General features: G+C 30.2%; 11 protein-coding genes. 1 reads left to right on the top strand and 10 read right to left on the bottom strand.

What is annotated here, in order from left to right:
- Window positions 1–40 precede the first annotated feature (40 nt).
- Entirely contained in the window at window positions 41–793 is a 753-nt protein-coding gene (locus B3N22_RS04670) for an SDR family NAD(P)-dependent oxidoreductase (protein WP_238902813.1), read from the top strand.
- 128 nt (window positions 794–921) lie between these two features.
- On the opposite strand, the gene B3N22_RS04665 is transcribed toward B3N22_RS04670, so the two are convergent.
- From B3N22_RS04665 to B3N22_RS04620, 10 genes are all read right to left on the bottom strand, one after another.
- Window positions 922–1,308 carry a GNAT family N-acetyltransferase gene (locus tag B3N22_RS04665; protein WP_286905203.1) on the bottom strand — a complete coding sequence of 129 codons (387 nt, stop codon included), beginning with the start codon at window positions 1,306–1,308 and terminating at the stop codon, window positions 922–924.
- A 137-nt stretch (window positions 1,309–1,445) separates the two neighbouring features.
- On the bottom strand, window positions 1,446–2,714 hold the full coding sequence (locus B3N22_RS04660; protein WP_286905202.1) for an IS4 family transposase: 1,269 nt from the start codon (window positions 2,712–2,714) through the stop codon (window positions 1,446–1,448).
- Window positions 2,715–2,808: 94 nt separating this feature from the next.
- Window positions 2,809–2,937: a hypothetical protein gene (locus B3N22_RS04655; protein WP_286905201.1), complete on the bottom strand. Its 129-nt coding sequence runs from the start codon at window positions 2,935–2,937 to the stop codon at window positions 2,809–2,811.
- Between the two features lie 519 nt (window positions 2,938–3,456).
- Entirely contained in the window at window positions 3,457–5,364 is a 1,908-nt protein-coding gene (locus B3N22_RS04650) for an NAD(P)/FAD-dependent oxidoreductase (RefSeq protein ID WP_286905200.1), read from the bottom strand.
- 67 nt (window positions 5,365–5,431) lie between these two features.
- Complete coding sequence (locus B3N22_RS04645) at window positions 5,432–6,262, bottom strand: MerR family transcriptional regulator (protein ID WP_238902816.1); 831 nt, start codon at window positions 6,260–6,262, stop codon at window positions 5,432–5,434.
- Between the two features lie 299 nt (window positions 6,263–6,561).
- On the bottom strand, window positions 6,562–8,004 hold the full coding sequence (locus tag B3N22_RS04640) for a glycoside hydrolase family 1 protein (protein ID WP_238902817.1): 1,443 nt from the start codon (window positions 8,002–8,004) through the stop codon (window positions 6,562–6,564).
- Window positions 8,005–8,017: 13 nt separating this feature from the next.
- Complete coding sequence (locus B3N22_RS04635; protein ID WP_238902818.1) at window positions 8,018–9,850, bottom strand: beta-glucoside-specific PTS transporter subunit IIABC; 1,833 nt, start codon at window positions 9,848–9,850, stop codon at window positions 8,018–8,020.
- A gap of 133 nt (window positions 9,851–9,983) precedes the next feature.
- The gene (gene licT, locus B3N22_RS04630) at window positions 9,984–10,835 is read right to left on the bottom strand and encodes a BglG family transcription antiterminator LicT (protein ID WP_238902819.1); all 852 of its coding nucleotides are present in this window, start codon (window positions 10,833–10,835) and stop codon (window positions 9,984–9,986) included.
- A 223-nt stretch (window positions 10,836–11,058) separates the two neighbouring features.
- Window positions 11,059–11,262, bottom strand: a complete 204-nt coding sequence (locus tag B3N22_RS04625) for a hypothetical protein (protein ID WP_238902820.1) — start codon at window positions 11,260–11,262, stop codon at window positions 11,059–11,061.
- A gap of 40 nt (window positions 11,263–11,302) precedes the next feature.
- Window positions 11,303–11,716, bottom strand: a complete 414-nt coding sequence (locus B3N22_RS04620; RefSeq protein ID WP_238902821.1) for a hypothetical protein — start codon at window positions 11,714–11,716, stop codon at window positions 11,303–11,305.
- Window positions 11,717–12,131: the final 415 nt, after the last annotated feature.

Genomic DNA, 12,131 nt, shown 5'->3' with positions numbered 1-12,131 from the left:
TTTATCATTCTCCTATAAAGTAAAAGGAGGTTACGTGAAAATGAAAGGAAAAATCGCATTAGTTACAGGTGGATTAAGTGGTATTGGAAAATCTATTGTTTTTGAATTAGCAAAGAAAGGATTAACAATTGTCATATTAGACATTCAAGATGACAAGGCTAACTCAGTAATTGAACATTGTAAGGAATTAGGTGGTGATGCTATATATATAAAGTGTAATTTATTTGACTCTAAAGAAATTGCTGAATCTTTTAATTTTATCAAAGAAACTTATGGTCGTTTAGATTATGCAATGAATAATGCTGGATTTGGTATTTTATCAAAGCCATTTGGCGAAGTCAATGAAGATGAAATAGATAAACTTTTAGGAATTAATATTAAAGCATATATGTTATGTATGATTCATGAAATTAATATGATGAAAGAAAATGGTTTTGGACGTATAGTAAATACAGCCTCAGGTTCAGGTCTTGTAGCTTCAAAAGGAATGGCTCTTTATACAGCTTGCAAACATGCTGTATGTGGTTTAACAAAAGCAGCTGCTTTGGACTATGCTAAAGATAATATTACTATAAATGCTATTGCTCCAGGTACAATTGAAACAGAACTTGTTCTTCCAATTAAGGAACATAAGCCAGAAGAATATGCATTATGGTGCCTATCAAATCCAATAGGTCGTTTAGGTCAACCACATGAAATTGCTAGGGTTGTATCATTTTTATTTGAAGATGATTCTGAATTTATTAATGGTACAATTATCCCAATTGATAGTGGATTTGTTGCTGGAAAATAAATCATTTATTCTATAATTAACTAAAACTCTAATTATTTTAAAATTACCAGAGGAACTTTTATCCTATGGTAATTTTAAAATAAACAATATACCATCTAAAATAATTTCTACAAATTAAAAAAATTCTATTATATTATACTACTATTTTTCTCATCTCTTAATTTCATCATTAAATCTTGAGTGATACCCTCTTTATATAGATTTTGTATAGATGCAATTTCAATATATCCAATTCTCTCATATAATGCTTTAGCCTCTGGAGTGAAGTCCGCAACTAATAAAAATACTTTTTTATAGTCTTCAAAGCACATGTCCTCAAAAAACTTTAGTAGTTTTTTTCCTATTCCATGTCCACGACTTTCTTCACTTACTGCAAGAATATGTAGGAAGGGGAATGAGTGAAAGATTCCATTCAAAATATACCATATAAATCCCTTGCAACTGTTATTATCATCGATAGCTATGTATATTTCTTCTTTAGAAAATCCTTCTTCTAATGCCTTTCGAGCACTCAATGTCGTCAACTTAGAACAATAGCACCAAAGAAATTTTATATGAATTTGAGATTAAGTAGTCAATTTAGTTTAAAAAATGGTATAATTAATAAACCTACTGGGAAAGTAGATTTTGGAAATGTTTAGTTTTTATAAACTTATATACAAGATTTTCTTTGAGAGTGATGCTTTTTCCTTGGGTGTTTGTTTTTTCGCTCATGACTACGGTTTGGACGTATTTGTGAGCGTATTTTTTTAGCCTTCTCTAATATACTTTCTAATAATCTTTTTCCTAAAATAGGCTTTACCAGCATCGATATTATCTTTTTCAAAACTTTACTTAATATAAAATTTCTATTTGCCTGATATTCTGACTTTAAGTTTTTATCCATATTATGATTTGCTATCGCTTCATCGGCATCTTTCTTTATAAGCGACGCAACCATAGATAGATAAATAGATGCATAAAAGTCTTGTTCAATTGCAATTGGCTTAGTTCCAGAAAATTCTTCTATTTCAATACTACTTTTAAGCTCTTTGTATTTAGATTCTATTCCCCACCTAATGAAATAAAGTTCTTTAAATTCCATCGGTGTAATTTTCTTATTATACATATTAGTCACTAATACCTCAGTTATTTCATCAGAAAGTTTAATCTTTAATACTCTTACTTTCTTTATTTCCCCATTTAACTTATATTCTATGGTAGAATCATGGGATTCAGTAGATTGAGCAAGTTTGAAAGAGCTTGATACTCTCATTAAAAAGCATAGACCTTTACTATTTAAATAATCAAACATATCATATGACGGATAGCCTCTATCAAAAATTACAATACTATTTTTTAGTGAAATTTTATCACCTATTGATTCTATATGCTGTTTAGCCAAATCCCTTTCACTTGTTCTGTATTTTGTGATTTTAGAATCAACTATAATATCATTTAGTACATCATACAAAGCTGACGCCGATGCGATAGCAGTTCTTGTTTTGTTCTGATTACTACTTAATCCAAAATACTCACCACATTCAGCCGTATCTGGAACTTGTAAACTTGTTCCATCAACGGCAAGTATATTAAATCCATTCCACTTCTTAAGAGTTTTTGTGGATTTGTAAAAAGAATCAACAAATAGCCTGCATAATTCCTTAAATGCTTCAGTTGATATATTCTGCCTTGCCTTAGAAAATGCTTGTTTTGATATATGAGGAAAATTTAAATATGTATGATCTTCAATAAAATCACTTATTTCTGTAGCTATAGATTTACGTAATGCGGAGCAAATAAAGTATATCGTATTAGAGAAGGATAATTTTCTTTTTCTAGAGAATGAGTTTCCCAAGCTATATGATTCTTTAAAATCACTAGAAACAATTAACTCGTTTGTTTTCTTTAAAATTTGAGATAGCACTTTAGTATTTTTCATAAAATCAAACCTCACTATAAATTTAATATCTATAGCAAGGCTTCATTTTTCTTACCTATTGTCAAGTGTTTTTTTATTAATTTTTCATATTTCCTTAAGTTGACGACATTGTTCGAGCACTTCCTTCTTTTGAAAAATATCTTCTTCCAAGTTCAGAATTTATCAAAGCCTTCTCACAATCATCTATATAATTCATGCTTCCTTTTACAATTTTTATTTCCATAAAACACCTCTATTCTTAAGTTAAATGATAAATCAAATATAATTTATCATTTAATATTATACTATAATTTGGATTTATACTATATTTTTATAACATTTTATAATTATTATGGAATTAATGAGCTATTTCTCGAAAATTCTTTTTCGTTAACTTAATAAGTTCAAACTATTTTTTCAAGTTGCTCATTAGAACATGGCTACATCTTGCATTTCATATCCTTTCTTAACGAAAGATCTCTTCTATCAGTTGTAATTACAGTGATTTTGGTTTTTACTATTTCTTATCTCATAAGAACTACATTAACTTTAAATTATTATTTTCCTCTTTATCTTTTAATACTCAAAATTGCTTTGCTATAAAAAGAGCACCTCCAAATGCTAATTCTTTAACATTTAAGGTACTCAAAGGGGTAATAAATAGATGATCAGTAGAATTTGAAGCAATTGTAATATATGTATTATTTCAAATTTCTAATTAACTGATCTTAACAGCTCACTTATAAAGATAGAGTTTGTATGATTACAAGCTCATTACAACTTCAAATGCATCTCTTGTAGCTCCTAAAGCATTTCCAGTCTTTACTGCTCCACCGATAACTCTAACATCATTACACACTTCTTTTATTTCTTCTAATGAAGTATTGTTTGGTCTATATCCTAAGGATAATACTACTGTATCTGCTTCAATTGCTTTCTTGAATGGACCTTGTTCAACAATAATATGATTGTCTGCAATTTCAGCTAATTTTGTATTTACATTAACTTCAACATCATATTCATTTAATAATTTCTTTAAACGCAAGCTTTCATGAATATTTGGTAACATTTCTACTATAGATACAGATCCATTTTCTTTCATTGCAATGAAAGTAGCAGTTTCAACACCAACTTCTCCACCACCAATAACGATAACTTTATTTCCTGTATCTACTTTAGCAAGTAATACATCTTCAGCTACTACCACATGTGGTTTATTTGAACCTTTAATTGGAGGAACTATAGGATTACCACCTGCAGCAAAAATAACTGTATCAGGCTTGTCTTTCTCTACTATTTCCTTAGTAAGTGGTGTATTTAATTTTATCTTAACGTTTAATGTTTTCATTTCTTGAATTAACCAGCTTGTGAATGTAGTTAACTCTCCTTTTCCTGGTGGGTATGCTGCTGATAAAAATTGTCCACCTAGACAATCTTTAGCTTCAAATAATGTAACATCATGGCCCTTTTTAGTTGCAGTAATTGCTGCCTGCATACCACCTGGTCCGCCACCTGCAATATATACTTTCTTAGGATTCTCAACTTTGTTATAGTCAAATTCATATTCTCTACCAACAGAAGGGTTTACTAAACATGTAACATGTCCAAGTTCTCCCAAAATACCGCCATAACATCCTAAGTTGCAGTTAATGCAGTGACGTATAGTTTCTTGTTTTCCATTTTTTGCTTTATTAGGTAAGTGAGGATCCGCAAGTGAAGTTCTACCCATACCAACAAAATCAGCTTTTCCAGTCTTTATAATGACTTCTGCTGCTTCAGCATCTGTAATTCTATTTGCAACTATAACAGGAATATTTACAACTTCCTTAATTTTTTCAGCATATGGTACTACAAATCCATGCTGCAAACTATCAATATCTAAATTATTATGACTTCCATACATACCGGAAGACACATTTAATGCATCAAATCCTAAATCTTCTAAAAATTGAGCCAACTCTAAAGTATCCATTAACTCTCTTCCACCCATATATCCGTCTCTAGATGATATACGACAAGTCACTGGGAAATCAGCACCAACCTTGCTTCTTACATCTTCATAAACTTCTCTAACGATACGAGTTCTGTTTTTAAAGCATCCACCATACTCATCTACTCTCTTGTTTAGATGTGGTGATAAAAATTCCATTAGTAAATATCCATGTGCAAGATGAACTTCAACACCGTCAAACCCAACTTTCTTAGCTCTTAAAGCACAATCTCCAAATTGAGATACAAGTTCATGAATTTCATCAACACTTAATTCATGAGGAATTTCTTTTAAAAACGCACAAGGAATCGGTGATGGTGCAACTGGCTGTTTACCGCCATTAACAAAATGATTACTTTGACGTCCTGGGTGATACACTTGGCAGAAAATTTTACTGTCATATTTATGAACTGTATCTACTAACTTTTTATGTCCTGGAATTTGTTCATCATTATACAATCCAGGAATATTTGTGTATCCTTTGCCATTTTCATTGATTGCATAGTCTTCAGCAATGATTAAGCCCCAGCCCCCCTTAGCTTTTTCTTCATGGTATTTAATATACCTTTCTGTTGCTGTACCATCTTCATTACAATAGTTTGTTACCATTGCAGTAACAACCAATCTGTTTGGAATCTCACAATTATTAATCTTCATAGGTGTAAAAAGTTTTTTCGACATTTTTCATAATCCTCCTGTTATTTATTTAACAAATTAATTTTACACCCTGAAGTAACTACAGAGTCAATTACTTTATCAAACGTTTTTCTACAGGAATCATAATTTCAATATAACGACACAGCTTGCTATTTTCATGAACACGCACCAATATACTTCCCACAATATCACCACTAATACTAAAATCGGATTTATTAACATACTCTATAGCAGGTTCAATCATCTTAAGAGAGAGTTCATCCTTTTCCCCTGCATTAATAATGGTGCTCACGCATAACTGTGGTGGAATAGTCTTAACAGAGTCATCTATTGGCAGCCCAAGAGCAGGAACATATCTAGCATCCACTATAAATGACCAAAAATCATGGTCGATGGTGTGAAAATTTGATAAATGTTCCAATGGAATATGTAAAGCCGAATCTATAAACGGGTATTTTTTCATCCAAGCAGCATATAGAGTGTTTCTATAATCAAAATCAAGATATTGACTTCCATTACGCTCAGTACAGACCATATATTTACGTTCTGGCTGCTTGCAGAACCAAAAGTTTCCTTGATTAAGCGCAACAGTTTCTAATTTCCTTCTATAGTTTTCAAGATATTCTATCTTCATAGTATTATATTGAATTTCTTGTGTTAAATTTAATTCCTTAGATTCAATCCTTTTTATTAAAAAATTAAGATTTTCCTCATACATCAAGCGTGAAATTTCCTTAACAGAGAAACCCATACTTCTATATTTCATACATTCTGCCAAGTAAAAGATGTCCCATGGTTCGTAATGACGATATTTACTATCTTTTATTCTTGAAGGCCTAACAATATTTTGCTGTTCGTAAAAACGAATAGTTTCTACTGGTAAATCCAATAATTTTGATACTTCTCCAATCTTTAAACTCATATTTACCTCCTAAACCCTAAAGTTACTAAAGAGTTTTTAATGATACTATGTTAATCTTTCTAACTTATACATCTGTATAATATCACACTTTTCATATATACAATCACGTTTTTGAATATGGTGTTTTCTTTATATTGCAAAATCTTAAAAGACACTTAGCAATTAATATACTAAGTGTCTTTTAAGATTTCTTTAACCATAATGAATTAATATTTGTAGAAGAATACCTGCTGGACTTGATCTATCTATCGTTCCAGCAGATATATTTATTCAAACTTCTTCATCTTTTTAACAGACTACTATTCTAAATCTTCACCATTGCTAGTAATAACCTTCTTATACCAATAAAATGAATCTTTTCTTTTACGTTCTAAAGAACCACTACCTTCACTATCTCTATCAACATATATGAAACCATATCTTTTCTTCATTTCACCTGTTGATGCACTAACAACATCTATACATGACCACATAGTATATGCAATTAAATCCACACCATCTTCAATAGCTTCTCCCATTTGTTCAATGTGTTTTCTTAAATATTCCACTCTATATACATCATGAATACTTCCATCTTCTTCAACTTTATCATCTGCACCTAGTCCATTTTCAACAACCATAATTGGTATATGATATCGATCATAAACTTCATTTAAGAAATATCTTAACCCTTTAGCATCAATCGTCCATCCCCAGTCACTTGTTTCTAAGTATGGATTTTTAAGTCCCATACTCATATTTCCTCCAGTTAACTGATATTCTGGATTTTCACTTGCACAATAAGTTGCATAATATGAAAATGAATAGAAATCAACTTTTCCCATAATTAAAGTTTCTTCATCTTCAGGTTCCACTTCTATTTTTATGTTATTCTCTTTAAAATACCTCTTTGAGAAATATGGATATTGACCAAAAACCTGTACATCTCCACATAAATAATTATCTATTTGCATCTTTTTCTGAGCATAAATAATATCATCAGGTGAACATGTTCTTGGATAATATACCATTCCACCAAGCATACATCCAACTTTATTATTAGAATCTATTTTATGTGCTAACGAAACAGCTTTTGCACTTGCTATTAGTTGGTGATGTAACGCTTGATAATTTTTTGAAATATCATCAAATTTCATTGTTGAAAAGTTAATTTCAAACTCTTCCTTTACAGCACCAGCAAAATAAAGTCCAACAGGCTGAGTCATAAAATTAATTTCATTAAATGTTAACCAATACTTTACTAAACCCTTATATTCACTAAAAATGACATCACAGTAATTAACATAAAAATCAACTAATTTACGATTACTCCACCCTTCATATTTTTCTACTAAATTAAGTGGTATATCATTATGATAAATAGTTACAAGAGGTTCTATATTGTATTTTCTACATTCTTTAAATACATTACGATAAAATTCTACTCCTGCTCTATTAGGTTCTTTATCATCGCCATTTGGGAAAATTCTAGCCCAACTAATGGACATACGATAAATTTTGAATCCCATTTCTGCTAATAAAGAAATATCTTCTTTATATCTATGATACATATCTACACCATCATGATTAGGATAGTATTCATTTTGCTCAATATTTCTTGTAAACTTTCTAGCCTTAGTGTGACTTCCTGCCGTTACATGGTCAAAAAGAGTTGGTCCTTTTCCATCAATATTCCAAGCACCTTCCCCTTGTTTAGAAGACGTCGCTCCACCCCACATAAAATTTTTTGGAAACTTTCCCATACAAACACGCTCCTTAAATTAATAATGATAAAAGTTCATCTTTTGCATTAACTTTTTTATCTGTAACTGATACTACATCTAAATAATCTTTTGAATTTGTTACAATAACTGGAGTCTTTGTTGAATATCCTTCTGAGTGAATTTTATCCAATTCAAATGTAACAAGTAAATCTCCAGCTTTAACTTTATCACCTTGTTTTACATAAGATTCAAAGTATTTTCCTTCAAGTTTAACTGTATCTACTCCTATATGAATTAATACTTCGCAACCATTATCAGAAACTATTCCAATTGCGTGTTTTGTTGGAAATAGAGTCATTATTGTTCCATTACAAGGAGCAACTACTTTACCTTCAGTAGGTTCAATAGCAACTCCATTACCTAATAAACCTTGAGAAAAAGCATCATCTTCAATATCTGATAAAGGAATTACATTACCTTTCATAGGTGATAATAGAGTTTCTTTTTTTATTTGTTTACTGTCTACCTCTTTTGTATTATCCTTATCGTTTTGTTCATCGTCTTTAAATAATACAATAGAACCTATAAATCCTAATACAAGTGCTAAAACCGAAACAGCTATTGCCAAAATTAATGAGTTTATTGAATCTTCTGGATTTATATATCCAGGTATCTTGAAAATACCCATTCCTGGAATTGTATATATTTTTAATCCTAGGACTCCAACTACCCCTCCTGCAATTCCAGCTGCTACGCAAGAAACAATAAAATGCTTAATTCTTGGTAAAGTAACCCCATAAATAGCTGGTTCAGTTACTCCAAACAGCCCTGAAATCCAAGCTGGTAAAGCAATTTCTTTTAATTTCTTATTTTTAGTCTTTAACCAAATTGCCATTACAACACCAGTTTGTGCGAAACTAGCAACTCCTAAAGCAGCATAACTTGGATCTGGTACACCACCTAGAACATTCATGTAAATGGTAACTATAAATATTGAATGAATTCCGAATATAACCATAACTTGATATAGACTTCCGATTACTAAACCTGAGACAATAGGACTAATGCCATATATAGATATTAATGTACTTGAAAGTAGTGTTGCAAGATAATTTGCTGCAGGCCCTATAACCATATATCCAAGAGGAAGTGTGATTAATAAGACTAACATCGGTGTTACGAAATTTTTAATCACAGTTGGAACTACTTTATTAAAGAATCTTTCTAGTGGAGCAGCCAATGCAACTAACACTATTGCTGGTAAAACAGTTGAAGTATAGGTTGCTTTAAAAGCCATTCCAAAAATAACTAAGTCTGCGCCATTTATCTTTGGATAACAAAGAAATGCACCAATTGTTAACCCTAAAAAGATACTTAACCCCAATTTTTTTGCAGTTGTATAACCAACCATTATAGGGATGAAAAAGAACATAGCATCTCCAACAGCATTTAATAATATATATAATCCGTTATCCGCTGTCAATATTCCTGAAGTTGATAGTATTGCTAATATACCTTTAATCATACCAGATGCAACTAAAACACTGCTTAGGGGAACAAAAATGCCACTAAGAATATCAAAGAATTTTTCTTTTAAAGTCATCTTTTTCTTTTCTTTATTATCAGCATTAACATCTATATTAGCAACTTTGCAAACTTCCTTAAATACTTCTGGAACATGATTTCCAATAACTACTTGATATTGTCCAGTAGATTTCATAACTGTAACAACACCGTCCATATTCTTCAATACATCATCTTTCGCTTTAGATTCGTCCTTTAATGTAAAACGTAAACGTGTAACACAATGTACTAATCCTAAAATATTTTCTTTTCCACCAACATTTTTCACAATTTCTTTAGCTAGTTGTTCATATTTACCCAATTTTTTTACCTCCTATTTTATAAATAAATTGAACTTAGATAATCTCATTCATTTTTATAGAAGGTTTAGCCAACTTAATGTTACTATCCTACATCGTATATCTTTAATATATCATTGCTATATTTAAAGTATATTATTTTATAGTTGAATCTTTATTTTTATATATAACTCGTTCTATATGTATAGTCAAATATAGTTTTTCTTCATTTGACAAAACATACTGGTATTTTCTTAATAAAAATTCACTAATTGTTTCTACACACTCAAAGGATGATTTATAAGTACTTTTAATTGTTTGAAATAACTTGTTATCGTTTCCATCATCATAAGTTTCACCTTTAATTAGACGTTGAGCAAAAAACTTCAAATGCGTTATAAATCTATAGTGGTAAACAGAATTTGTATTAAATTCAACACTAAAATGATACTTAACAATATTAGAAATTTCCTGCATAATTTTTGTTATTTGATATATATTATGAATATTTTCATCCATTTCAGAATTAACTATGTGCAGTGCTATAAATCCTGCCTCATCATCTGGAAGACGTACCTTGAACTGTTCTTCTATAAAGTCTAAAGCTTTTAATCCAATTTTGAATTCTTCTTCATAGAACCTTTTTATATCCCATAACATTGCATTTTTAAAATCTAAACCATCTAAAAATCGCTTAATTGCAACATGAATATGATCGCTTAAAGATAATATAATATTTTCATTTAACTTATCACCAAGTTGTAGTTTTGCATAATCAATAATTTTATCAGCTATTTGAACATATTCCATTGGAAGATTCATTACTAATTGTTGAAAGTTATCATTGATACTAGAATTAGATAATTTATAAATGCGATTTATATTTTCCATTGATATTGAATCTCCAACATGCTTTTTAAAAGCTATACCTTTTCCTGAAACAACACATTCATTTCCTTCATTACTAACAACAATGAAATTATTGTTTAAAATCTTTTCAATCTTCATAAATCCTTCCTCCAAATAAAAAACCTATTTATAAGTATGCAAAAAAATTCACAAATCTTATAAATAGGTTTAGCTCACTTTTTTAAAAATGATTACTATCCTCTGATAAATATACAATGACATTATTTTTCAATAGGTTTAGCTCATAAAATATGATTACTATCCTTTGATAAATATATTGTAGCACGCTTTTTCTCGAAATGCAATCGTTATAAAAATATTTTTAAAACTCTTCTTTCTGATTACCATTCTCTTCTTTTATATATTTGTAATAGCACCTTATAGCTTTTTCTACTATATCACTAGATTTCACATTAACATCTGGATGAATTAATCTAAGTTCACTAATCATTCTTGCAGTAGATTCATTTACAACAAAGTTTTTTCTTATTCTCGCCTCTTTACCATTATTACTTATACTATTCATTAACACCTCTCCTCCCCATAAATTCTCTATTATTTTCTTATTAAAATCCACCTTGTTCTATTATATATTCATGATAATATCTTATAGCACTATCTATTATTACGTTTAATCTTATATTTACATTTGGATGTAAGAACTTAAGCTCATTTAACATTTGTGCAGTTGATTCCCTGACACTAAAAGTCTTTCTAATTAAAAACTCCTCATCCTCTAAAACAGCCACCCTACTTTTCATTCTATTATCACTATTTATATTTAAATTCTCTTCATTAAGAACATTATTAATCCCCATGTTTATCAAACTTTCATCTAAGTGAAATTCCTTTACTACTTTTTCATCAGGTACTTCCCCATCTGTCCACTTAGATCCTTTAGGATACTCTTCTTTTTTAGGTGTAAGCTCTTCTATATTTTCATTTGCATTATTTTTATATTGTTTTTTATTTTTCTTCATCATTTTTCCCCTATAAACTCTTTTTTAATAATATTCTATTCATACCACTGCTCCGCTGTTCCTCTTTTTTAATGCTCCTATTTTTCACCATTCCACTTTTCCTATGTTCCAGCATCCCAATGTGCCACTTTTGCACTGCTCTTATGCTCCACTTTTGAAATTTTCCTATGCTTCTGCAGTCCGCCTTGCCGCTTTTCCAATGTTCTTATGTTTCACTTTTCAAATGCTCCACTTTTCCGATGCTCCTGCGCATTTACGCACCTATGCACTGTAGAAGCTTCTTCTCAAGCTTCATAAAATTCCTTTTAACTTCTGCCCTGTAGGAGATTCCGTAGGAATTCTCCATTAGATTCCTTTATTTACTTTATATCAATTCTTCAGATAATAATTTTAATATCTATAATAGTGCGTTTTT

Source organism: Clostridium sp. UBA1652, assembly GCF_002320975.1.
Taxonomy (GTDB): domain Bacteria; phylum Bacillota; class Clostridia; order Clostridiales; family Clostridiaceae; genus Clostridium_T; species Clostridium_T intestinale.
The sequence above is the reverse complement of the archived record's forward strand: the minus strand, read 5'-3'. Positions and strand labels throughout refer to the sequence as shown.